Origin of the sequence: Thalassotalea insulae (assembly GCF_030161395.1) — a bacterium.
Classification (GTDB): domain Bacteria; phylum Pseudomonadota; class Gammaproteobacteria; order Enterobacterales; family Alteromonadaceae; genus Thalassotalea_E; species Thalassotalea_E insulae.
The window spans coordinates 2,585,329-2,608,757 of sequence record NZ_BSST01000001.1 but is presented as its reverse complement, the minus strand read 5'-3'; the positions used below and the strand labels follow the sequence as shown (position 1 = coordinate 2,608,757).

General features: G+C 41.1%; 21 protein-coding genes. 12 read left to right on the top strand and 9 right to left on the bottom strand.

What is annotated here, in order from left to right; translation table 11 throughout:
* Position 1 precedes the first annotated feature (1 nt).
* Both QQK06_RS11880 and hrpB read right to left on the bottom strand, forming a co-directional pair.
* Positions 2-1,069 (bottom strand): CNNM domain-containing protein, encoded by a 1,068-nt coding sequence (locus tag QQK06_RS11880; RefSeq protein ID WP_284244903.1) that lies wholly within the window; start codon positions 1,067-1,069, stop codon positions 2-4.
* A 103-nt stretch (positions 1,070-1,172) separates the two neighbouring features.
* Positions 1,173-3,683, bottom strand: coding sequence for an ATP-dependent helicase HrpB (hrpB, locus tag QQK06_RS11875; RefSeq protein WP_284244902.1), 2,511 nt, complete (start codon positions 3,681-3,683; stop codon positions 1,173-1,175).
* A 158-nt stretch (positions 3,684-3,841) separates the two neighbouring features.
* On the opposite strand from hrpB, the gene QQK06_RS11870 reads away from it, so the two are divergent.
* The 3 genes from QQK06_RS11870 (at position 3,842) to QQK06_RS11860 (ending at position 6,810) form a co-directional block, all read left to right on the top strand.
* Entirely contained in the window at positions 3,842-5,635 is a 1,794-nt protein-coding gene (locus QQK06_RS11870; protein WP_284244901.1) for a choice-of-anchor I family protein, read from the top strand.
* 108 nt (positions 5,636-5,743) lie between these two features.
* On the top strand, positions 5,744-6,280 hold the full coding sequence (gene thpR / locus QQK06_RS11865) for an RNA 2',3'-cyclic phosphodiesterase (RefSeq protein WP_284244900.1): 537 nt from the start codon (positions 5,744-5,746) through the stop codon (positions 6,278-6,280).
* 113 nt (positions 6,281-6,393) lie between these two features.
* The gene (locus QQK06_RS11860) at positions 6,394-6,810 is read left to right on the top strand and encodes a hypothetical protein (RefSeq protein WP_284244899.1); all 417 of its coding nucleotides are present in this window, start codon (positions 6,394-6,396) and stop codon (positions 6,808-6,810) included.
* 77 nt (positions 6,811-6,887) lie between these two features.
* Here the strand turns inward: QQK06_RS11860 and pepB are convergent, their stop codons facing one another.
* The gene (gene pepB / locus QQK06_RS11855; protein WP_284244898.1) at positions 6,888-8,177 is read right to left on the bottom strand and encodes an aminopeptidase PepB; all 1,290 of its coding nucleotides are present in this window, start codon (positions 8,175-8,177) and stop codon (positions 6,888-6,890) included.
* Positions 8,178-8,418: 241 nt separating this feature from the next.
* Between pepB and QQK06_RS11850 the strand changes: the two genes are divergently transcribed.
* Genes QQK06_RS11850 through sfsA form a run of 3 tightly spaced genes read left to right on the top strand, consistent with a single transcriptional unit; the run spans position 8,419 to position 9,917 of the window.
* Positions 8,419-8,760, top strand: a complete 342-nt coding sequence (locus tag QQK06_RS11850; protein ID WP_284244896.1) for a darcynin family protein — start codon at positions 8,419-8,421, stop codon at positions 8,758-8,760.
* A 27-nt stretch (positions 8,761-8,787) separates the two neighbouring features.
* Positions 8,788-9,174: a tautomerase family protein gene (locus tag QQK06_RS11845; protein WP_284244895.1), complete on the top strand. Its 387-nt coding sequence runs from the start codon at positions 8,788-8,790 to the stop codon at positions 9,172-9,174.
* A gap of 14 nt (positions 9,175-9,188) precedes the next feature.
* The gene (gene sfsA / locus QQK06_RS11840) at positions 9,189-9,917 is read left to right on the top strand and encodes a DNA/RNA nuclease SfsA (RefSeq protein ID WP_284244894.1); all 729 of its coding nucleotides are present in this window, start codon (positions 9,189-9,191) and stop codon (positions 9,915-9,917) included.
* Here the strand turns inward: sfsA and QQK06_RS11835 are convergent.
* Positions 9,863-12,586, bottom strand: coding sequence for a CHASE domain-containing protein (locus tag QQK06_RS11835; protein ID WP_284244893.1), 2,724 nt, complete (start codon positions 12,584-12,586; stop codon positions 9,863-9,865). The genes sfsA and QQK06_RS11835 overlap by 55 nt on opposite strands.
* A 481-nt stretch (positions 12,587-13,067) precedes the next feature.
* Here QQK06_RS11835 and dksA point away from each other — a divergent pair, with 481 nt between their 5' ends.
* The 6 genes from dksA (at position 13,068) to panC (ending at position 18,156) form a co-directional block, all read left to right on the top strand.
* Positions 13,068-13,508, top strand: coding sequence for an RNA polymerase-binding protein DksA (dksA, locus tag QQK06_RS11830; RefSeq protein WP_284244892.1), 441 nt, complete (start codon positions 13,068-13,070; stop codon positions 13,506-13,508).
* Positions 13,509-13,529: 21 nt separating this feature from the next.
* Positions 13,530-14,423 (top strand): tRNA glutamyl-Q(34) synthetase GluQRS, encoded by an 894-nt coding sequence (gene gluQRS, locus QQK06_RS11825; protein WP_284244891.1) that lies wholly within the window; start codon positions 13,530-13,532, stop codon positions 14,421-14,423.
* A gap of 112 nt (positions 14,424-14,535) precedes the next feature.
* Positions 14,536-15,933, top strand: a complete 1,398-nt coding sequence (gene pcnB / locus QQK06_RS11820; protein WP_284244890.1) for a polynucleotide adenylyltransferase PcnB — start codon at positions 14,536-14,538, stop codon at positions 15,931-15,933.
* Positions 15,930-16,421 (top strand): 2-amino-4-hydroxy-6-hydroxymethyldihydropteridine diphosphokinase, encoded by a 492-nt coding sequence (gene folK / locus QQK06_RS11815; protein ID WP_284244889.1) that lies wholly within the window; start codon positions 15,930-15,932, stop codon positions 16,419-16,421. Before pcnB ends, folK begins: the two co-directional genes overlap by 4 nt.
* Positions 16,422-16,507: 86 nt before the next feature.
* Entirely contained in the window at positions 16,508-17,302 is a 795-nt protein-coding gene (gene panB, locus QQK06_RS11810; protein WP_284244888.1) for a 3-methyl-2-oxobutanoate hydroxymethyltransferase, read from the top strand.
* Positions 17,303-17,310: 8 nt separating this feature from the next.
* The gene (gene panC / locus QQK06_RS11805) at positions 17,311-18,156 is read left to right on the top strand and encodes a pantoate--beta-alanine ligase (RefSeq protein WP_284244886.1); all 846 of its coding nucleotides are present in this window, start codon (positions 17,311-17,313) and stop codon (positions 18,154-18,156) included.
* Positions 18,157-18,551: 395 nt separating this feature from the next.
* On the opposite strand, the gene QQK06_RS11800 is transcribed toward panC, so the two are convergent.
* The 5 genes from QQK06_RS11800 to QQK06_RS11780 all read right to left on the bottom strand — a co-directional run bounded on the left by QQK06_RS11800 (position 18,552) and on the right by QQK06_RS11780 (position 23,316).
* A complete protein-coding gene (locus QQK06_RS11800) occupies positions 18,552-18,698 on the bottom strand; it encodes a hypothetical protein (protein ID WP_284244884.1) in 147 nt (48 codons plus the stop codon).
* A gap of 187 nt (positions 18,699-18,885) precedes the next feature.
* Complete coding sequence (gene panP / locus QQK06_RS11795; protein WP_284244883.1) at positions 18,886-20,517, bottom strand: pyridoxal-dependent aspartate 1-decarboxylase PanP; 1,632 nt, start codon at positions 20,515-20,517, stop codon at positions 18,886-18,888.
* Between the two features lie 403 nt (positions 20,518-20,920).
* Positions 20,921-21,604, bottom strand: coding sequence for a tRNA (guanine(46)-N(7))-methyltransferase TrmB (gene trmB / locus QQK06_RS11790; protein WP_284244882.1), 684 nt, complete (start codon positions 21,602-21,604; stop codon positions 20,921-20,923).
* Entirely contained in the window at positions 21,604-22,377 is a 774-nt protein-coding gene (locus QQK06_RS11785; RefSeq protein ID WP_284244881.1) for an ABC transporter permease, read from the bottom strand. Before QQK06_RS11785 ends, trmB begins: the two co-directional genes overlap by 1 nt.
* Positions 22,378-23,316 carry an ABC transporter ATP-binding protein gene (locus QQK06_RS11780; RefSeq protein ID WP_284244879.1) on the bottom strand — a complete coding sequence of 313 codons (939 nt, stop codon included), beginning with the start codon at positions 23,314-23,316 and terminating at the stop codon, positions 22,378-22,380.
* Positions 23,317-23,429: the final 113 nt, after the last annotated feature.

Here is a 23,429-nt window from a genome sequence, read left to right as displayed (position 1 = left end):
ACTATTTTTCTTCTCGTTCATCAAGATCCGTCACTTTGTTAAAATCAGATTTTAATCGCTGACGGTAATTCGCTTTAGCCAGCTGCTGCATATCTTCCACCTGATCGCTTTCATCGACAATTTCCCGCCCCAGGAAAGTTTCTATCACATCTTCCAACGTGACAATACCAGCGGTTTGTCCATAATGATCTTCTACTAAGAAAATATGTTCGTTGCGTTTGATAAAAACATCGAGCAGTAACAACACAGGTAAACTTTCTGAAACTCGGTAAAGCGGCTGCATTACAGTTTTTATCGGCTGTGCTCCCAGTCCTTCTCTTTCTTGCTGATAAAGTTGCCCCTTAATCACCATACCGGTAATATTATCAATATCAGCGAGATAAACAGGGATACGCGTGAAACTCCCGGTTTGCTCATTACTTAATGCATCACTAATGGTCATATTCTGCTCTAGCGCATGCACGACGCTTCTTGGGGTTAAAATATCCGCTGCTTTAACTTCCCTTAAGGTTAATATATTTTCAACCAGTTGATTTTCTTGGCGAATAATAGAACCACCTTTATAACCTAACGCAGTAAAAGCTTTAATTTCTTCCCGACTAATGACATCTTTCTTACTTTTATGAAATAAGCGCGTGATCAGCGTAGAAAACCATACCAAGGGATAAACCAGTTTCACCAGGAAGCTAATAATATAGGCGCAAGGTAACGCTAAAGAACGCCAAAATTTTGCCCCGATGGTTTTAGGGATAATTTCAGAAATATACAATATTGCTAAGGTCAGCAAAAACGCAATTAAAGTTTCTTGTTCCTCACCAAAAATACGAATAGCTTGAGCGCCAACACCGGCAGCTCCCATGGTATGGGCAAAAGTATTTAAGATCAAAATGCTGGATATCGATTTATCGATATTGTTTTTAACCTTTGCCAGTACTTTACCACCAAGCGGTTTTTTCTTTTTAAGTTGCTCAACGTAACTCGGTGTCACCGAAAGTAATACTGCTTCCAATACCGAACATAAAAACGACACGCCGATAGCGACAGTCAAATAAACAATTAATAACGTCATATTATGTAAACTAGATTCCTTGTAGACAAATTGTAAACTATTTCAATAGCGGCTGTTGAGCTTTGCAGATAAATTTTTTCCATAGTAAAAATTCTGCACGAAACTAAAGCGACAAATGTCGTTTAGTTTTATTAGTTGGCGTTGCATTGGCCGGATCGTCTGGCCAATAATGCTTAGGATACTTGGCCTTCATCTCTTTTTGCACGGCTCTATAGCTACCTTGCCAGAAACCAGCTAAATCACTGGTGACCTGTATCGGACGTTGCGCCGGAGATAACAGTTCCAAGGTTAAATTAACTTGCTGTTGCCCTTGCCCAACAACAGGGCTGGCATTCATGCCGTAAACTTCCTGCATCGGCAGAGAAACAATCGGTGTTTGCTCCAGACTATAACGGATCGGACACTTTCGCCCGGTTGGTCCGATAAAATAGCTCGGCGCTAAATTGTCGAGTAACTGCTGCTGTGAATAATCCAGCATTGACAACAACATTGTTGAAACATTCAGTTTGTTAAGCTCGGCTTTAGTAAAAATCCCCGTTAAAAACGGTTGTAACCAAAGTGCTAAACTATTTAATAATGTAGCTTCACTGATATCCGGCAATTGGCTTTGTTGCTGAGTTTGATTGAGCCAACGCCAACGCAGCACTAATTCCTGATCCTGTGTTTGCCAGTTCAAAAAACTCAACCCCTGTTTAGCAATTTGCTCTAGCCATACTGCTGCTGCCTGTTGCTCACTGATACTGGATTTAATATTGCTTTGTTCGATAACAATACCACCGAGCTTTTTCTGATGCACCGCGATAATTCGTTGACGGTCAGCTTGGTAAGCGCATACTTGCTGCTCTGTCTCTGTCACTAACTGCCAATGTTGCAGCAAATTAACATCAACTGGCGCTGCCAACCGAATTTGTAACGTGCCGCGATAGCCAGAAACCACAGCCGCCACCAGATACTCTTCATTAATCAACGCATCTTGTAGTGTTAACTGTAAGCCCTTACCGTAGCTGGCTAGATATTCACCGCCATGCTGGCGACGTTTAGCAAAGCGTTCTGGGTAAGCGAGAAATAGCAAAATACCGATTTTATCTAATGGCAATTGTTCTGCCATTTTACTATTAATCATTTTCGCCAGGCGCTTCGCCTGCTGGATAATTTGCCGATGGCGATAATTTTTACTAGCAACTAATAGTTGTATTCGCTGGTTAATATCACAACAACCTTCAGCTTGTGTGGCAGTAAAAATATCACGCTCTTCCAGTAATGCCGCCAGCAAACATGCTAAATAAGCTAACCCCAGGCACTGATGGTCCTGCTCAAGCTCTCTGGCGCGAATAATCATATGGGCAAAGCGTGGATGACAAGGCAATTTCGCCAGCTGTGTGCCATGCTCAGTGAGTTTGTGCTTACTATCAACAGCATCAATATCAAATAACGCTTGCCAGGCAATAGTTTCACTTAGTGGGATAGGTAAATCTAATAATGGCAAGTCACTTAACCGGCTCACTCCCCAACGCGCCGCTTCAATAACTAAAGGCAGAATATCCGCTTGGATAATCGGTAACTCACTTTGACTGTTACGACGATGGAATTCTTCTTCAGCAAACAACCGAATACAAGTTCCCTCGGCAACTCGCCCAGCCCGACCGGCGCGCTGAATAGCAGAAGACTTGGCAATATTGCGCTGCACTAATCTATTGGTAAGCGTGCTGTCATCGTAAATCGCAACTTTTTCCAACCCACTGTCAATCACTAAATTAATGCCTTCAATCGTTAAACTGGTTTCGGCAATATTGGTGGCAAGTACTATTTTGCGACATCCATGATTACAGGGAGCAATCGCTTGTTGCTGCTCATTAAGGGTTAAATCACCATAGAGCGGACAGATCAATAATTTGTCCGATGCCAATTCCACTAACTGCTCAACGAGGTAGCGAATATCACCACTGCCGGGCAAAAATACTAAAATCGAGCCAGCATATTCACTAAGACTTTGTTTGAGCACTTTCAGCAGATGCTCGCGCCACAAGCGCATATTCGCAGGAGGACGATAAATAACATCAACCGGAAAACTTCGTCCTTGACTACTGAGCACTACGGCATCCGGCAAAGTCTGTTGCAATTCTTTACTCGCTAAAGTTGCAGACATTAAAATCAGCGTTAGCTCTTCATGCAATCCTTGCTGGATATCACGCGCCAGGGCAAATGCCAGATCCGCTTGTAAGGAACGTTCATGAAATTCATCTAAGATGACAATACTAGTTTCAGCCAATTCAGGATCATTTTGCATGATCTGCACTAAAATGCCTTCCGTAACCACTTCCAGGCGAGTTTGGCTGGAAGTTTTAGCCTCATTGCGTAATCGATAACCTACTGACTGACCAACAGGTTCACCGAGCTGCTCAGCTAAATAATAAGCAATATTTTTTACTGCCACTCTGCGCGGCTGTAACAGATAAATTTTACCTGAAATATTGGCACTATCTTCCAGTAGCCACAATGGCAAACGGGTAGATTTACCGGCACCGGGCTCTGCGGAAAGTATCACCGTCTGATGATGCTCAAGCGCATGGATAAATTCTGTTTTTATTTCTTCAATAGGTAGTGACAATGGCATAACAAAATCGCAGCAACAACATCACTATATTGTAAAGTTAAATGCCAAGTGGTAGCAAAACTTTCACATTAGTATCACTTCACTATCACAATACTGACCATAAAGTGTCATCTTCAGGTCATACAGTAGCCGTTTTAATAACAATAGCCAGGTTAATAATGAACAACTTACAAAAATTATCTTTAGCGAGTGTCATCACACTAGCACTTGCAGCTTGTGGTGGTGACGATGGCAAAGACGGTAGTGATGGTGTAGCCGGAGTGCAAGGACCACAAGGCGATAGTGGTGCAGACGGTCACAATGCACCGGTGAGTTTAAATCCAACTTTAATAGCTCGCGCAGTATTAAATGCAGAGTCACCAGAAGGCGCTGCTGAAATCGTACAATATCAAAAATCTACCGGCTGGGTTTACGCGATTAACAGTTCAGGTGATCTGGCGACGGTCAATGTTCTTGATTTGGCAAACGCAGATGCTAGCGAGCTTACGCAAGATGCTGAGGGTATTATCACCAATACCAATATGGCAACAGTTGCACAAATTGATTTATCAGAGCACACCGCAGGTGACGCTAATTCAATTGCGATTTCCGATGATTTAGCAATGCTTGCCGTAGCCATGGCTGCTGATGAGACTGGCGTTAAAGGCCAGATTGCCTTTTATGATATTTCAGGCGCCAGCCCGGTATTTATTAAAAATATCGACGTTGGCTATCTGCCGGATATGGTGGCATTTTCACCAGATAGCAGCAAAGTTGTTGTTGCCAATGAAGGAGAGCCTAGCGGCGACTACCTTGTCGATCCAGAAGGCAGCATTTCTATTATCAATATTGCTAACGGTGTAATTGCTGACAGCGCCATTAATATCGGCTTTAGCGCATATAATGATAAGCAAGCGATGCTGGAAGCACAAGGTACCATGTTTCCAAATCCTAGTGGTCGTGTAATTAAAGGGCAAACCATCAATACTACGGTTGCCATGGACTTGGAGCCTGAATATGTCACTATCAGCGCCGATAGTAAAATCGCTTTTGTTTCCCTGCAGGAAAATAACGCGATAGCAATTGTTGATTTAGATTCAGACAGCTTGGTGAAAATCCAGGGCTTGGGCCTTAAATCTTGGGCAAACAGTACCTTAGATGCTTCAGATAAAGACGATGCCATCAATTTCCGTAGCTACCAAAATCTCTACGGTATGTATCAACCCGATACTATTGCTAGCTATCAGTGGCAAGGGGCAAACTTTATCGTTAGTGCTAACGAAGGCGATGGTCGTGAGTATTTCTTCGACGCAGCAAGTGAAGAAGAGTGTATGAGTTCAGGCGGTATCGATTATGACGAAGACGACGGTTGTTTATCTTATAGTGATGAAAGTCGCGCTGAAGACTTAGCTCTGGATCCACAGGCATTTTCAGATGTTAATAATGATGATTCAGATCTTGGCCGCTTAAAAGTTTCAGTTATTAAGGGCGATACAGACAATGACGGTGATTACGACAAGTTATACACTTATGGTGCCCGCTCATTTTCCATTTGGGATGCAAGCGGCGAGCTGGTTTTTGACTCAGGTGATCAGATTGGCAAAATCACAGCAGCAATCCATGGCTCGACATTTAACAATGATGAAGATGCCAATGAAGGTGATACCCGTTCTGATGCTAAAGGTGCTGAACCCGAAGCGCTGGCTTTAGGCAAAATCGGTGAACGTAGCTATGCGTTCGTAGGGCTAGAGCGAATGTCAGGCATCATGGTTTATGACATCAGCAACCCGTTTAATGTACAGTTTGTTGATTATTTCATTAACCGCGGCACCACAGAAGGTGCAGAAATCACCGGTGATTTAGCCCCAGAAGGGATGAAATTTATCCCGTCAACGGAAAGCTCGGCAGCGATGTTAGTTGTCGGTAATGAAATTTCTGGCTCGGTCAGTGTCTGGCAGTTTGACGCTAAATAACAGCTAAAAACCATCAGCTGTTTTGCCTAAAACGGCATGTTCACACATCTTCATTAATGCGTTAGTTTATATTAGGATACACTAACGCATTTTTTATTACTTTAAGCCATGAAACGCCTGTTCTTTGCCTTAGATCTTAACGACACCGATAAACACACCATAACGTTATGGCGAGAGCAACATCTGTCACTAACAGCAAAACCGGTAAAAAGCGAAAATTTACATATCACACTGGCGTTTTTGGGCATGGTTGAGCCAGAACAGCAACAGACATTGATGGAATTTTGCGACCAGCAGTTTTTGCCGCAAACTTCACAGCCAAAAAAACACTTTAATATTGATTGCAACCAATTAGCCTTATTTAAAAAAGCCAAGGCTTTGTACCTCGGCTGTCAGCATTTTCCGAAGCCCTTGATAAAACTTGCGACTCTGCTATCACAACAGGCAATTGAGCTAGGCATCATTCAAGAAAGTCGACAATATCATCCACATATCACTATTTATCGCAAAGCAAAATCATTACCTGATAATTCAAAGTGTCAGCTAGATTTAACCATTAACAGCTTTAGCTTATACCATTCAAAATCCACTCCCGATGGTGTTAGCTATATTCCACTAAAAACTTGGTCGTTAGTACAAAAATAACTCATTGTTTTTTTAAAACATTAAAAATTTGATTGTTGGCGAAAATCTGCTTACTTGGCAAACTTTAAAATTATTGTTAATACTAGATTCACTTTTTGTTAAAGAGAGTCAAGATGAAACTAGCAGCACATGGCAGCTATAAAATAGAACCACAAGACAATATTTTGCTTGTTGATGCTCATGGCCCATTTAATGAAGTAACGGCGCAGGCCTATGTGCAAGAAATGTATCAAGCCTGTGACAATTTTGCTGGCAGAACCTGGGGAATTTTAGTCACTTTTTATGGCAACAGTATTTTCACACCAGATGCCGAGCAAGCATTAATCGACGTTACCCGCTACCGCATGAATAAAGGGATGATAGCCAACGCCAGCGTGATCCTAAATAGTAACTCTGCTGATATCCAACAAATGCAATTAAGAAGGATCTACCAAACCTGCAATTTACCCTTTCATGTTTTTAGTGATATCGACAGCGCTAAAAACTGGTTAATCAGCTATATCGAAGATAATGAAGTAGTCATCAGCTAAAGCAATCATATTATTCAACCAAAAAGGTCTAACTATTTGTTAGACCTTTTTTATACAAACCTGACGTAATATGGTTACTAACGAATTAATTCAGCAATAGTAGCAATACCTAGTCCAGTTGCCCCTGCTGCCCACATTTCATTGGCAGAACCGTTATAAGCAGCGGCCAAATCAAAATGCAGCCAACCTTGACCATTATTATCAACAAAACGCGATAAGAACCCGGCAGCATTACTGGCACCACCAGCACCGCCTCCCTTTTGGGTACGACTATTAGCAGTATCGGCAAAAACTGATGGACATTTTGTTTGATGCCAAGGAGCTAATGGTAGTTGCCATAATGGCTCGTTGACACTTTCCGCCGTTAATTGTGCTTGCTTCGCTAATTTTTGGTCCAGAGCAAATAACGCCGTATAATCACCACCAGTTGCCATCACTGCCGCACCGGTTAATGTTGCCGCATCAATGACCATTTCAGGTTGACTTTGTGAAGCTAATAATAAGCCATCCGCTAAAACAATACGGCCTTCAGCGTCGGTATTCGCTACCTCACAGGTGACACCATTTTTATAAGTAATAATGTCACTGAGTTTATAGGCATTATTTGAAATCAGGTTTTCGGCACAACATAAGATCAGTTTTACCCGCTGCTGCAACCCCTGACGAATAGCTAATGCTAACGCTCCAGCAACCACCGCAGCGCCCCCCATATCAGCCTTCATATCAAACATACCCGCGCTACTTTTAATACTATAGCCGCCACTATCGAAAGTAATGCCCTTACCTACTAAGCAGGCCTTTACTGGTGCTTCTTTATCTTGCGTCGGATTAAAGTCGAGCTCTAATAAACAAGGAGGATTAATACTACCTTTGCCAACATTGTGAATTCCCATCCAACCTTGTTCAGCCAGTTCATCACCACAAATTAGTGTACTTGAAATATATGCAGGAGCCTGTGCCTGAATATAATCTATGGCTGCCTGCGCCAACTGCTGCGGCGGTAATTGCGCTGGCGTATGGTTAGTGAGATCTCGCGCCCAGGCAAACACCGCTAATTTATCATTTAAACGGTTAATTTCTTCACTGGTCCCTGTAAATTCCAGATTACACAGTTTACCAACACAGGTAAAACCTAAGGCAAATGCCCACTGACTTTCCGGTTGCCAGTGCGAGCCAGTTAATTTTGCGTGTTCAATACCCAGTTTCTCAATACTACGCGCCGCCATTTGAATTTGACGCAAGGCATATTCATCATTTTCGGCTAAATAAATATAAATAACCTCGCCAACTATCTGAATGATTTTATCTTGCTGCCAGTCATTGGTTTGTTTTTCAAAAGTTAATACTATTGAAGCTACTTGTGTCATTCTTTCTCACCGCTAAATTGCTCTAACTAAATAATATGAGATTTGTCAGCAAGATGCACGGTAAAAACCATAGTGACAAGTCAATTGCACTACTGACCTAACAAATTAACCCCTTGTCCAGCTTGCAGATAATAGACAGTAATAAATTACTCTTTTTAAGCATTTGAATTTATGAGATATTAGTGAATTATGGATGGTTATTAACCAAGATCTTTATCTAATTGTAAATTAAAGGACCGTTATGCCAAGAAAATACACCTTTTTTGTTCATATGAATGCCACTAAAGAATGGTTATCTCTAAGCAGAACTGCGCGAAATGAATATTTTACCCATACTCTGGGAGAGATTTTTGCCCGTTACCCCAGTGTTTCCCTACGTTTATACGACGCAGAAGCCTTTACAACTAAATGCAGTGATATCGCAGTATATGAAACAGAAGTAATTCAGGATTACTACTTCTTAATCGATGCACTAAGAGACAGTAAAATATTTACTGTTCCCTACTTTGAGATTGTTGATATTTTCCCGGCTATCGAAGAAGGTTTTAATGAATACCAAGCAAGCTTAACCGATAACGCCTAACAGCACCGACATTATTAAGAATAAAATATGATCGTAATTTATGGTATTAAAGAGCAGTTAAACCCGATAAAAGCTAAGCTATCCGATGTAATCCACCAATGTATGCAGTCTGTACTAGGCATGCCTGAAGATAAGCGTGCCCATCGCTTTATTCCGTTAGCAAAAGAAGATTTTTACTATCCTGGCGGACGTACTGACAGCTATACGGTAATCGAAATCAATATGATGGCAGGCCGTCAAGTAGAAACGCAGAAAAAGCTTATCAAAGCGCTGTTTGAAGAAATAGAACACCAGTTGGCTATAGCCCCTGTTGATATTGAAATCATTATTAAAGAACAGGCACCTTATCAATGGGGGTTTCGGGGCATTACCGGTGATGAAGTTAAAGACCTTAACTATAAAGTTAATGTTTAGCACGTGAGATACTAATGAAAATAGCCGTTAATAAAGCGACACTCATTAAACGTTACAAACGCTTTCTTGCCGATGTAAAATTAGACGATGGTACAGTAACGACCATCCATGTCGCCAATACCGGTGCAATGACCGGCTGTGCCGATCCTGGAGACATCGTTTGGTACAGTACATCAACCAATAAAAAGCGTAAATACCCAATGAGTTGGGAGTTAACAGAAAAACCTAATGGTGATCTGATTTGTGTCAACACTATTCGCGCTAACCAATTTATCGAGCAGGCATTGCTCAATCAACGCATTAAAGAACTTAGTGGCTTTAACTCACTAAAACGCGAAGTCAGCTATGGTGAAGAAAAGAGTAAAATTGATTTTTTACTGTCTACTGATAAACCAGCCGATAACAGCGGCAATACTTATGTTGAAGTAAAAAGTGCTACTTTGCTGCAAGAAAACCAAGGCTATTTTCCTGATGCCGTCACAATTCGAGGGCAAAAGCACCTGAGGGAACTTAGTGAAATGAGTAAGTCGGGTCATAGAGCGGTATTGCTCTTCGCCATATTACACTCGGGCATTCATTCGGTCACTATCGCTCGACATATAGATAATGACTACGGGCAGGCGTTTGATCTGGCACTTAAAAGTGGCGTGCAGGTGATTGAATTTAAAGTAGATCTACTTGCTCATTATCAATTTATTGATTCTTGTTCAATATTGAGAGAAGGATTCGCAACCTCGCTTTGACGCAGATACTTACTTAATATTGTGATCAGATCTGCCTGTTGAAATGGCTTATGTATAAAGTCGTTTATGCCAAGTTCAGCTGCCTTAGCCTTGTCCTGTTTACCAACACTGGCGCTTAAAATAACAATCGGGATCTGTTGCCAACTTGGATTTTTTTTAATAATGGCCGACGCAGTAAAGCCATCCATATTAGGCATCTGTAAATCCATTAAAATCAAATCAGGACACGCTGTCGACAAATAACTAAGCGCTTGCTCACCATCATTAGCAAAAACACAACTCACACCTAAGGGAGCAAGTTGCTTTTTAACAATCAATTGATTGATTTTATTATCTTCAACCACCAGTATGTGAGCCGCTTGAAAAGTAACATCATTTGAGGCTAATGACTTCTCAGGAGCTTGTACACAAGGTAGCTTAAGGTTTACAGTAAAAGTACTTCCCTCGCCTAATTGACTGGTTACGTGGATGTCACCATCCATCATCAAACATAACTGTTTTACTATCGATAGCCCGATGCCAGTACCACCAAACTGTCTAGTGGTAGAAGCTTCCGCCTGAGCAAAAGGTGTAAATATCCTCTGCTGATTTTCATCACTAATACCAATACCTGTATCGGCAACCACTATGGTTAGTTTGCAAGTGTTATCTGCGATTTTTTGAGCCTCACCTTTAATCGAAATTCGCCCCTGATGGGTAAATTTAATGGCATTATTAAGTAAGTTGATAAAGGTCTGCTTAAAGCGAGTTTCATCGCCAGAAACCCAAAGAGAAAACTCAGGACTAAAGCTATGTTCAAGGCATATTGATTTTTCTTTTGCCTTGTCTAATAGCATTTCAATTACTGATAAAGTCACGACTGATGGCTGAAACGGACGTTGCTCAAGCTTAAGCTCCCCGGCCTGAATTTTAGAGATATCCAACACATCATTAACTATGTTCAACAAAACATCGGAGGAATGTCGGATCTTGGCCAAATACTCTTTTGTATTCATATCATGGGTTTCACGTTGCGCTATTTCGGCAAAACCAATGATGGCATTAAGCGGGGTACGGTATTCGTGACTAATATTAGCTAAAAAAAGGTTTTTCGCTTGATTAGCCATCATTAATTCTTCGTTTTTACTAGTGAGCTTAGCAGTACTTTCTTTCACCTTACGACTAAGAGAATGGTTGAATGTAATAATAAAAAAGACAAACATCACACATATTACGCCAAGCAGGCAGCCAACTAACATCATGCTTAAACTAAACCAATCCGTTAGCTCACGTTCAAAGCTCGCACTACTGGTAAAATAAAGCTTGCCGTGCTTATCAAACAAGGCCAGCTCTGCGCTATGCGTAAATATTGCCTCAGGATTAAAATCTTGATGAGTAAAACTATTGTCTTTGCCATAAGTAAAACTGAAACTAAAATGCTTAATTTCAGCCTGTCGATAATAATTAGACAATAATAAATCCAACTCAAACACCACTTCCACCAAGCCAATAAACTGTTGTTTATTGGCACTATTAATCTGTTTATATATTGGGTAATACACTACAACGCCTGAAAATTTATCCTGCTGCTGTACTAAAGATAGTAGAGGGCTTATAACATAAGAACGAATACTAATCGCCTTATCAACACTAGCTTTTACAATTGGGTGACTGGCAACATCCAGACCTAGTGCCGACTTATTTTGTTCAATCGGCTCGATAAAAAAAATGGGCATATATAGTGGCTGCTTAGGTGCCACTGAAAAACCGCTCTGCGTCAATGCTTGAATAGTAGATACTGGAAAATTTAATTCAGATAAACTTTTTTCAAATGCCTGACGTTCACTATGATGAATTAACGGTAACCAGCCTATGCCTTGGATTTCAATATTAGGATTTTTAATATTTTCGCTAAATAATCTAAATTCATCGCGCGTAACACTTTCACTGGCCTGATATAAGCCATCCAAGGCATGAAGATTTTGTTTGATACTGTTTTGAACATATTCAACATGATCAATAAAAGGCTCGGTGGCATTGACAAATTGCTGCATTTTTTTTTGCTGAAAACTTTGGTTAGACAATAAAAAAATAACGCTGATCAGGCTAAGAGAAAATAAACTAGCCAACGTTGAGGCTGCTGAGTGACGTGCTTTTTTCACAAAAGAGTTAGTGGTAACAAACAGAATAACTGGCGTAATAAAAACAATACTCATGAAATCGCCAATCCATTTAACCGCCCCTATATACAGCAACACCTCCGTTTCAATTGGTACAGAGAACGCCAAGGTAAATATCGACATTAAGCTGGTGATCAACACAGCAACTGGGCCGGTTAACAGTAAAAATTTGACAATTTCACTGGGCAAATGGGTGTTAATAGGCAACACGCAAAATCGCTGCGCCAACAGTTTAGCCAACATAAACTGCAACACACTGATCACAGATAACCAGCTAATAACGTAAAACGGCAATGCGGCAATAAAACTGTCTTGATGAAAACTTATTAATGCCGAGGCAAAAGCACCAATGAGTACTGGCGCACCAAACCTTAAGTACAAGCCAAGAATAACACCAGACACCGGCCAGATAGGACTGGCAAAACCAAATGGGATAGTAAATAGATGACCAAATTGCACAAGTAAAAAATACGTGCAAAATGCCATCAGTGTCACTAATACTTTTTGCAAAAGAAAACTCCCTGTGTTGATTTCCTGAGCTCTGTTAGCTTTGTATTTTGATCTCTGACTTTCAGTGAAAATTTAAGCACAATAGAGTAGAAGGCTAAGAGTTAACCTGAGCCTAACTGAGCCTAAGTATAGTGATGAATTTTTAGTAATACCAAATAGCTAACCAAAGCGACTAAGCTCTCTTTGCCCATACACTCAAGCAAAATTTTAATAATAAAATCTCCTAACCATTGACGAGTGAGGGTAAAACTTGCTAAAAAAGTGGGCTTGCAGATGAATATTTCAATATCTTCAAATTTTTTATCTCGTTAAGTTGTTGATTTTTATTTAAAAATTAAATAATTGTTGAATCTTTCTTGATTTTTATTCGCTGTAACACAATATAGTTCTGATATTTCAGGTCTATTTATAATTGGCACTTGCAATCAAATGACGTCCACAGAACAGGACATTTGGTTTATTTAGCATTAGGAGACTTAGCATGCCAAATCAAAAAGCTTTAGGTATTTTAGCCTTGGCAGGTGTAGCACCATACCAAGAAAAACCTAACGAAGAATACATGAACCCTGAGCAATTAGAGCATTTCAAAAAAATCCTAGATGCTTGGCGTGTACAATTGAGAGAAGAAGTTGACCGTACCGTGACTCATATGAAAGATGAGGCGGCTAATTTCCCGGATCCGGTAGACCGTGCAGCGCAGGAAGAAGAGTTCAGTTTAGAACTTCGAACCCGTGACCGTGAGCGTAAACTCATTAAGAAAATCGAAAAAACGTTACAGTTAATCGAAGAGGATGATTTCGGTTTCTGTAAAGCGTGTGGCATTGAAATTGGTATTCGCCGCTTAGAAGCACGCCCAACAGCCGACCTTTGCATTGAATGTAAAACGTTAGCTGAAATTAAAGAACGTCAACTCGCTGGTTAATTTCTTTCCTCAACAATAGCGATGACTCAAATAACTGAGCGACCACAACAATACCGTGGTCGCTTTGCTCCCTCTCCATCTGGTAATCTTCATTTTGGCTCTTTGATCAGTGCATTAGCAAGTTTTCTTGATGCTCGAAAGCATAATGGCAGCTGGCTGGTACGCATTGAAGATATAGATCCCCCCCGGGAGCAAGTAGGCGCCAGCGACGCGATTTTACATACCTTAGATGCATATGGCTTACATTGGGATGAACAGGTTTTTTATCAAAGCCAGCAAACTCAGCGTTATCAGGCACTCATTCAACAACTATTTGCCCAGCAACAATGCTATTATTGTCAATGTACCCGCGCCCAAATAAAAGCCAGTGGTGGTATTTATCAGGGTCACTGCCGTGATTTAGCATTACCGGCAGACAATAACGCCATTCGTGTTATCAACCCACATGGTATAGCGACATTTAACGACCTGATCCAGGGGGAAGTTCACTGCGATGCTTTACTTGCCCAGGAAGACTTTATTATTCTACGCAAAGATGGCTTATTTGCTTATCAGCTAGCAGTGGTTGCCGACGATATTTTCCAGCAAATTACCCATGTAGTGAGAGGCTGTGATCTATTAGAACCCAGCTGCCGCCAACTAAGCTTTTATCGTATTTTAAATGCCAACGCACCACAATTTGCTCATGTACCATTAGCAGTAACCAGTGAGGGTTATAAATTAAGTAAACAAAATAAAGCGCCAGCAATAGATAATCACAAACCTCAACCTTCACTGATTGCCGCGTTAAACTTTTTAGGACAGCAACCACCCACAGAGCTCATTTCTTATCCGGTTGCCGACATCATTAACTGGGCCATTAAGCATTGGCAAATAGTCCGAGTGCCGAAAAAACAACAAATAGCGATTAGCTAGACCAAGCTAAAATAACCACATTGCTGTTTTTTCATTCTCTTTTGTTGCTTGCTGTTATAGAATTGCCATCAAAATTTATTATTGTCTATTAAGGTATAGTGTCATCAAACGCGTGATCAATCTGTGTAAAAAAGTTTTAGGTCAATCAGCATCAAAAAAACAAGCTGTTACTCATTATCCATCGCCACAAATTTATACCAGAGATCAACACCCGGTTTCTCGCAACTTACTCAGTGCCAACGCACTTAAGGTCCTGTATCGTCTGAATAAATCAGGCTACGATGCGTACTTAGTTGGTGGTGGTGTTCGTGATATTTTACTTGGCCTCGAACCGAAAGATTTTGATATTGCGACTAACGCGACCCCGGAACAAATTAAAGGTTTATTTCGTAATTGCCGCTTAATCGGTCGTCGCTTTCGATTAGCCCATATTGTCTTTGGCCGCGAAGTCATCGAAGTGGCTACTTTTAGAGGGCATCACGACAGCGCACCGAAAAAACAACAGGACTGCCAGAAAACCTCCAAACAAAGTGAACACGGCATGTTGTTACGTGACAATATTTATGGCTCAATCGAGGAAGATGCCGAGCGCCGCGATTTCACTATCAATGCCCTGTATTACTCAAGCGCTGATTTTAAGATCTATGATTTTGCCAATGGTCTTGCCGACATCAAAGCATGTATTATTCGCTTAATTGGCGACCCTGAAACTCGCTACCGTGAAGATCCGGTTCGTATGCTACGAGCGATCCGCTTTGCGACTAAGCTTGATATGAAGATAGCACCGGAGACCGAGCAACCAATCTCGACATTAGCGCCACTGTTGGAAAATATTCCACCAGCAAGAATGTTCGAAGAGTTCTTAAAACTATTTCTAGCAGGTAAGGCCTTTAGCAATTATCAACAACTTTGCCATTATCAACTATTTAAGTATTTCTTCCCTATTGTCGCTCAATCGACAAACCAACAAGAATTTCCTTACCTTGAAGCGTTTATTAGCAAAGCACTAAACAACACCGATAGCCGAATTAATAATAGCAAACGGGTTACCCCGGCGTTTTTATTTGCCGCGATGTTGTGGTATCCGCTACAAAAGCAAGTTGAACAATTACGCCAACAAGCTCAGCTAAGCCCACAAGATGCATTTTTCAGCGCCTTAGGGGAAGTAATGGCAGAGCAGCAACGCAGCATCGCTATCCCAAAACGCTTTCAAGCGGTAATGAAAGATATCTGGATATTACAAGATAAACTTGTTAAACGAGAAGGTAAAAAGGCCTTTAAGACCTTTGAACATCCAAAATTCAGAGCCGGTTATGATTTTCTACTATTACGTGCGGAAATAGAGCAAGATCCACAACTAATAGCATTAGCCAAATGGTGGACCGACTTTCAAACGACAGGTCATGACACCCAACAACAAATGGTCAAGACAATAGGCCGCACCTGTGCTCGCCGCAGCCCGAGAAAACGACGTAAGCCTAAAACACAAAATACGGCCAATGAACAATGAGTATTGCCTATATCGGATTAGGAAGTAACCTTGCTGATCCCGAACAACAAATCAGACAAGCTGTGATTGCCATTCAAGGCATTGTGCAAAGCAAAATAACTCAGCTATCGTCGCTCTATCATAGTCGCCCGATGGGGCCGCAAGATCAGCCAGATTATATGAATGCAGTGCTTGCCCTGGAAACTGAACTTGCACCGCTTGAACTATTAGATCAACTACAAACGATAGAACAAAAAGCTGGACGAGTGCGTAAAGATGAACGTTGGGGCGCACGAGTGCTAGATATTGATATCCTGCTATTTGACAATCAAGTAATCAAAAATGAGCGATTAACTGTGCCACATTATGGCTTAAAAGAGCGGGAATTTGTCCTGCTGCCGTTAGCAGAAATAGCTGACGGGCTATTGCTACCAGATGGCGATAGCGTTAGTAAACTCGCTAAAGCTATTCCATCAAACGGACTAAAGATACACAGCCAATTGAGCTAACAACTAGAAATACGCTAGAATAGAGCACTTAGCTTATTTGGGACAAACAATAAAAATAACCTCCCTGTTTACATAATGGAACTCGCATGGCAAAAGTTACCACAGCAACCTTACAAAAAATGAAGCTGCAAGGTGAAAAAATTTCAACCATCACCGCATACGATGCAAGCTTTGCTAAAATATTTGATCAGGCTGGCATTCACGCTATTTTAATTGGTGATTCTTTAGGCATGGTGTTGCAAGGACAAGATGATACCCTGCCCGTTGATATTGATCATATGGCCTATCATACCCAGTGCGTTAAGCGGGGCGTCGAAAATACACTCATTATCAGTGATATGCCATTTATGAGCTATGCCACCAAAGAGCAAGCATTCACTAACGCGGCTAAGCTAATGCAAGCAGGTGCCAGCATGGTGAAACTTGAAGGAGGTCTGTGGCTTGAAGATACCATCAGAGGACTAGTAGAACGTGGAATTCCCGTTTGTGCTCATTTAGGTTTAACGCCGCAATCAGTCAATGTCTTTGGTGGTTTTAAAGTGCAAGGTCGCGATCAGGCAAAAGCGGAAGAAATGATTGCCCACGCAAAAGCACTTGAAGCAGCCGGTGCTCAACTCTTGGTATTAGAATGTATTCCCGCAGGGCTTGGAAAAGCCATTTCTCAAGCATTGACTATCCCGACTATCGGCATCGGTGCTGGCAAAGATACTGACGGACAAATTTTGGTAATGCATGATGCATTAGGCATCTCTTGTAGTTATATGCCGAAGTTTTCCCGAAACTTTCTTATCGATACTGGCGATATACAAAAGGCAATTGAATTATACATATCAGAAGTGACAAACGGCAACTTCCCAGGCGATGAACATATCTTTAAATAGGCAGTCAGATGAAAACAGTCAGTGAAATAGCAGAGTTACGTCAAACCATCAAAGCCTGGCACCAACAAGGACTCACAGTTGCTTTCGTGCCTACTATGGGAAATTTACACGCTGGGCATATAGCATTAATCACCGAAGCACATAAACACGCAGATAAAGTAGTCGCCAGTATCTTTGTTAACCCGATGCAATTTGGTAAAAATGAAGACATTGATAGTTACCCAAGAACGTTAGCAGATGATCAACAAAAATTGGTCGCCGCGAACACCGACTTATTGTTCACACCAACAGCAGAAATTATCTATCCAAAAGGCTTAGATAAACAAAGCTTTGTTGAAGTGCCTAATGTATCTGAAGGCTATTGTGGTGAAAGCCGTCCTGGACATTTTCGTGGTGTTGCCACCGTAGTGTGTAAATTATTCAACCTGGTGCAGCCTGATGTTGCTTGTTTTGGGTTAAAGGATTATCAGCAAGTACAAGTGATCCAAACCATGGTAGAAGATCTGTCGATGCCAATTGAAATTATCCCAGTGGAAACCGTCAGAGAAGCCAGCGGCCTAGCGTTAAGTTCTCGCAATGGTTACTTAACCGAAGAAGAAAAAAAAATCGCACCGGCACTAAGCCAAAATATTCAATGGCTTGCTGAACAAATCAAAGATAATAACGATTTTATTGGTCTGGCAAAAAAAGCCGCTAATTTTATCGATAACGCCGGTTTAAAAACCGATTACATCCATATTTGTCATGCTCGCACCTTACAACCGGCCAGCGAAGATGACAAAAAGCTCGTTATTTTAGCGGCGGCTCATTGTGGTAAAGCGCGATTAATCGATAACCTGCAAGTCAAACTGTAATCATCCAGAGCCAATTACACATTGACTCTGCGTTCGACCGACATTTTAGGACTCGGGCATCCTGCGCTCGACCTCCTACGTCTTTGCATTCATATACACGCTTCTGCTCATCCTTGAGCCCGCGTTATACCGCATATCCTATACATATACGCTTCTGCTCATCCTTGAGCCCGCGTTATACCGCATATCCTATACATATACGCTCCTGCTCATCCTTGAGCCCGCGTTATACCGCATATCCTATACATATACGCTCCTGCTCATCCTTGAGCCCGCGTTATACCGCATATCCTATACATATACGCTCCTGCTCATCCTTGAGCCCGCGTTATACCGCATATCCTATACATAAAAAAACCGGAACTGGGTTCCGGTTTTTCTGCTTTGGGGATAGCCTACTCGTATGAACGTTCCATCCACATAAGCTGACTTTTTAAATCTTCAATTTCTTTTTGTGCTTCAATGAGTTGCTGTTCAATTGGCAATTCGTCGCTTTTATTTTCTTCAATAAATTCTGGCATCTTATTCTCTACACTCTGCATAGTACGGCTCCCGGAAATGTAACCACAAAGGAATTATTACACAACAACTTTCATTTTGAAAGTTACATGAAAGTAAAAGCTTCCGATTAGAAACTAGTAACTGTAAAAATTTAGCGACAACAAAAGAGCTTTTACTTATTTATCAAACAGTAAGAGCTCTATAGTCAAATAGATAAAATTAACAGCCTTAGCTAGCTAGGGAAATGAGTTTAGGAAGGACATTGCGGCTTTCCTGCGCTAGCTCAATCTGCTCCGCCAGAATATCCGTTAAAATATCTTTAGAAGTTAACGGATTCGCTAACACCACTCGAAAAACCAGTGTTTTTCTACCGTGATATTTTTGCACTTCAATTCGTGTCCGAGAAACAAAAGATTTACCATTTTCCCGTTGTCGTTTCTGGACAAATTTAGTCAGTTTATCCAGTAATACATTGATTTGATCTTGTTGCTTTTTATCGCTGCTGACTAGTAGTGACTGCACTACTGCTGGGTTATAGCGATAAGTTAATAAACAAAGCTCAGGCTTAGTTACTAATTCAAAATCAGGGTGTTGATCGATCAAGTCGGCAAAATAATTCGCTTTTTCGATACTTTGATTAATTAATAATTCATAACCTGGTCGGCTGATCACATGTAAACTGGCATATACCAGCATTGCCATACCAGGGCGTGAGCCTTCCAGCGTATGTGAACCTAAATCTTTTGAACCTTTACGTAAAATATACTCCGCATGATGTTCAATTGCAGCAACTGATGACGGGTTTTTAAAAACCACCAACCCAGCCCCCATAGGTACATACATTTGTTTATGAGCATCAATAGTGACCGAATCAGCCAGTTCTATCCCCTTGAGTAAAGATCTATGCTTTTCAGATAGCAAAGTAGCACCACCCCAAGCAGCATCTACATGAAAGTGACACTGATATTGTTGCGCTATCTCGGCCATCTCTACCAAAGGATCTATATTGCCAGTTTCCGTAGTACCGGCAACCCCAACAATACTTAACACCCGGATATTCTTTTCTGTCAATTCCTGACATTTAGCCCGTAATAACTGACAATCAACTTTATTGTTCGCATCGGTTGGAATAGCAATTACACTGTCCTGGCCGATACCTAGCACATCTGCAGATTTTTTCAGTGAGTAATGACCACGACTTGAGACTAAAATAGCTAAACCATCATACTGATAGTGTTTCAGCGCCTGATAAAGCCCTTCACGGGCAACACCTTTAAAGTCACCATTCGCTTTCAATAGATTGTTACGCGCCACCCATAGCGCTGTTAAGTTAGCTACTGTACCACCAGAACAGAACGCACCAAGCGAATGATTAGCACTGTGCATCCATTGTTGATAAAACGCTTCATTATCTCGATATACCAGCCGATGCATCATACCTAACACCTGGCGTTCTAATGGAGTAAATGCCTTTGATGTCTCTATTTTAACCAGGTTTTGATTCAACCCCACCATCAACTTGGATAGCGGTAAAATAAAATAAGGTAACGCTGAGGTCATATGACCGATAAAACTCGGACTTGAGGTATGAACTGATTGCGCCACCAATTTATTAAGCAAGTGATGCATATGCTCAGAAACAAACGTTGGCTGTTCAGGAATTTCTGAGCAGGCAAAGTCTCTTTCGATCTCTGATAATGCCATTTCTTTCGCGGCAATATGAGCACCAAGAAAACCCGCTAAGTTTTGCGACATTTCTTGCTCAATGCGGCCTAATGTTGAATCAGGCGCCTCTGGAATGGTAAAAATGCGATGTAAAGACTCTTCTGTCGCTTTAGCCGCGCGTTTACTTACCGTCATACTTAATCACTATTCTTGGCTTGCCTTGGCAAGCAAAATATTCAATATAAGTGCGGCACTTTAATAAAAATTACGCTAAAAGTCTTGTCTTTTCTTTATCCACAGCTCACATAGAGCAAGTAGTTACGCTACCAAAGTTGCCAAATACACAAGACCTAATTCTACAATCGCTAAGCTACTCAATGCCATCATAAGTACATTCTTTTTAATGTTGTTAGTCATTTTGAACTCTCCTCGCTAAATAAAGAGAGTTAATCAACTTTTAGACCAAAAATGTAACTATTTGTTTAATATGGATTTTAAATAAACATCAGTTAATTTCACTTAATCAGTAAGCAATAAATGCACTAATGTTTAGTAAAAATCACCACTTAATTAGTAAAACAATCGCCTCTGATCCAAATCAGCGAATTAGTAGCTGAAAACATTGTTGACCGCTGGCTTGATATTTAGCTTCAAACGGCGTTAACGCTTGTGGGTCGTTAACCTCAATAATTTCCCCACTGCGGTTTGCAATCTCAGCGGCAAATAAAAATTCCTGCAAATATAATCGCCAATTACTACGTAAAATCAGTTGCTCACCTAAGCTAATGATCTCTGGAAAGACCGCACTGCCATGCCAACGACGCTGCACATGTTTAGCTTTTGGCCAAGGGTTAGGGTATAAAATATAGTGTTGGCTGATTCGCCAGTTTGCTTGTTTCACCAATCGATAAAAATCGTTTAAATCCGCACGTAATAGTAAGTAATTACTTATGTCATGAGTCTCTGTTTGTTCAACCAACAACTCATCATTGCGGTTAATACGATGGGCAGATTTATCAACACCTATGACTAAGGCATCTGGGTGACGTTTTGCCAGCAAACGGCTACTTTGTCCGACACCACAGCAGGAATCTAAAATCACCGGACCATCATGCGCCTGTACTGCCTGATTTGCCTTTTCAAACGCCTCTAGAGTATGCGGCTGAAATGGCTTTTTTGAAGGATGCTTCAGATGCTTAGTAACAATCTCAGCCAATTTTTCGTGAATACCCGGCTGATTCGTCACTATTGCCTTTGAATCCCCAATAACCGCTTCGCTCATTAGCTTCTTAGTCCTATACCTTTAGTGATTAACGTCATCGCGATAGTAAACAAAGTAATAATAAAAATCGCAAGTACGCCAAACGCCACGGTTAAATCAACGTCTGAAATACCCAAAAAGCCATAACGGAATGCATTGACCATATAAACAATCGGGTTAACTTTTGACACCCCTTGCCAAAACTCAGGCAGCAGACTAATCGAATAAAACACCCCACCAAGGTACGTTAACGGTGTTAAGACAAACGTTGGAATGATAGAAATATCATCAAAACTACCAGCATATATCGCATTAATTAGGCCACCAAGGGAAAAAGTTGCCGAGGTTAATGCCACTGTCAAAATAATCACCCAAACATTATGTACTTGAATATCGGTAAAAAACAACGAGATCAAAGTGACAATACAGCCAACAAGAATACCGCGAGCCATACCTCCACCGACATAACCTGCGACGATGACCCAGTTTGGCACTGGCGCCACTAACATTTCTTCAACATTACGTTGCCATTTGGCACTAAAAAATGACGAAGCAACATTGGAATATGAGTTAGTAATGACACTCATCATGATCAAACCCGGCACGATAAACGCCATATAATCAAAACCGCCCATTTCACCGATACGCGAACCGATTAATGAGCCAAAAATAACAAAATACAAACTAATTGTAATAGCCGGCGGCACTAAGGTTTGTACCCAAATACGCATAAAACGGTGTACTTCTTTATGCAGAATACTCTTTAGTGCAATCATATTTCTTGCAGACGACATTTACTGGCCTCCTTGAGCGGCCACTTGTTCCCCTGAGCCGACTAAACTAACAAACAATTCTTCTAAACGATTACTTTTATTACGCATGCTCTGGACATCGATCTGTTGTTCGCTCAATTGCACAAACACATCATTAATACGCTGTGACTTTTTGACATCAACTTCCAAGGTATGATCATCGATCACCCGATAACAAAAGTCATTTAAATATGGTTGCGGGCTATCAGGCTTTAAATCCAGCACAAAAGTTTCTAAATCCAATTTGGCTAATAACGATTTCATGTCGGTGTTTTCAACGATGACCCCGGAATCGATAATCGCGATATTACGACAGAGCATTTCTGCTTCTTCCAGATAATGAGTAGTGAGAATTATGGTTATGCCCTGCTTATTTAACTCACGTAAGAATTCCCACATTGAGCGACGTAATTCAATGTCTACTCCAGCGGTCGGTTCATCTAAAATCAACATTTTAGGTTCATGCATCAAGGCACGGGCTATCATTAACCGACGTTTCATGCCGCCTGACAAGTTGCGGGCAGCATCATCGCGCTTGTCCCACAAATCTAATTGTTTTAAGTACTTTTCTGCACGCTCGTGAGCTAACGAGCGTTCTACGCCATAATAGCCAGCCTGATTGACCAGAATTTTGATCAACGACTCAAACATATTAAAGTTAAATTCCTGAGGCACTAAACCAATAAAACTCTTCGCTGTTTCAAGCTCTTCATCAATATCATGACCAAACACTTTAACTTGCCCTTGTGTTTTATTGACTAACGAGGTGATCACGCCGATAGTGGTCGATTTACCCGCCCCATTAGGACCAAGCAAGGCGAAGAAATCCCCTTGTTTAACCGATAAATCAATCCCCTTTAACGCTTGAAAGCCTCCTTTATAGATTTTTTTCAAGCCTGTTATTTCAAGCGCTTTTTCCATAGTCAATACCTCGATAAAAACATCCTGATAACATGGGGCAAATTAGCCATTTTTCAATACTATTAATAAAATTAACTTCTTTATTTTTCCGCTCACCTAGCATATTTTTACGA

What these genes read in the sequence shown, in the direction of transcription:
- QQK06_RS11880 (WP_284244903.1), bottom strand. Translation starts at nt 1,069, where the DNA reads ATGACGTTATTAATTGTTTATTTGACTGTCGCTATCGGCGTGTCGTTT.
- hrpB (WP_284244902.1), bottom strand. Translation starts at nt 3,683, where the DNA reads ATGCCATTGTCACTACCTATTGAAGAAATAAAAACAGAATTTATCCAT.
- QQK06_RS11870 (WP_284244901.1), top strand. Translation starts at nt 3,842, where the DNA reads ATGAACAACTTACAAAAATTATCTTTAGCGAGTGTCATCACACTAGCA.
- thpR (WP_284244900.1), top strand. Translation starts at nt 5,744, where the DNA reads ATGAAACGCCTGTTCTTTGCCTTAGATCTTAACGACACCGATAAACAC.
- QQK06_RS11860 (WP_284244899.1), top strand. Translation starts at nt 6,394, where the DNA reads ATGAAACTAGCAGCACATGGCAGCTATAAAATAGAACCACAAGACAAT.
- pepB (WP_284244898.1), bottom strand. Translation starts at nt 8,177, where the DNA reads ATGACACAAGTAGCTTCAATAGTATTAACTTTTGAAAAACAAACCAAT.
- QQK06_RS11850 (WP_284244896.1), top strand. Translation starts at nt 8,419, where the DNA reads ATGCCAAGAAAATACACCTTTTTTGTTCATATGAATGCCACTAAAGAA.
- QQK06_RS11845 (WP_284244895.1), top strand. Translation starts at nt 8,788, where the DNA reads ATGATCGTAATTTATGGTATTAAAGAGCAGTTAAACCCGATAAAAGCT.
- sfsA (WP_284244894.1), top strand. Translation starts at nt 9,189, where the DNA reads ATGAAAATAGCCGTTAATAAAGCGACACTCATTAAACGTTACAAACGC.
- dksA (WP_284244892.1), top strand. Translation starts at nt 13,068, where the DNA reads ATGCCAAATCAAAAAGCTTTAGGTATTTTAGCCTTGGCAGGTGTAGCA.
- gluQRS (WP_284244891.1), top strand. Translation starts at nt 13,530, where the DNA reads ATGACTCAAATAACTGAGCGACCACAACAATACCGTGGTCGCTTTGCT.
- folK (WP_284244889.1), top strand. Translation starts at nt 15,930, where the DNA reads ATGAGTATTGCCTATATCGGATTAGGAAGTAACCTTGCTGATCCCGAA.
- panB (WP_284244888.1), top strand. Translation starts at nt 16,508, where the DNA reads ATGGCAAAAGTTACCACAGCAACCTTACAAAAAATGAAGCTGCAAGGT.
- panC (WP_284244886.1), top strand. Translation starts at nt 17,311, where the DNA reads ATGAAAACAGTCAGTGAAATAGCAGAGTTACGTCAAACCATCAAAGCC.
- QQK06_RS11800 (WP_284244884.1), bottom strand. Translation starts at nt 18,698, where the DNA reads ATGCAGAGTGTAGAGAATAAGATGCCAGAATTTATTGAAGAAAATAAA.
- panP (WP_284244883.1), bottom strand. Translation starts at nt 20,517, where the DNA reads ATGACGGTAAGTAAACGCGCGGCTAAAGCGACAGAAGAGTCTTTACAT.
- trmB (WP_284244882.1), bottom strand. Translation starts at nt 21,604, where the DNA reads ATGAGCGAAGCGGTTATTGGGGATTCAAAGGCAATAGTGACGAATCAG.
- QQK06_RS11785 (WP_284244881.1), bottom strand. Translation starts at nt 22,377, where the DNA reads ATGTCGTCTGCAAGAAATATGATTGCACTAAAGAGTATTCTGCATAAA.
- QQK06_RS11780 (WP_284244879.1), bottom strand. Translation starts at nt 23,316, where the DNA reads ATGGAAAAAGCGCTTGAAATAACAGGCTTGAAAAAAATCTATAAAGGA.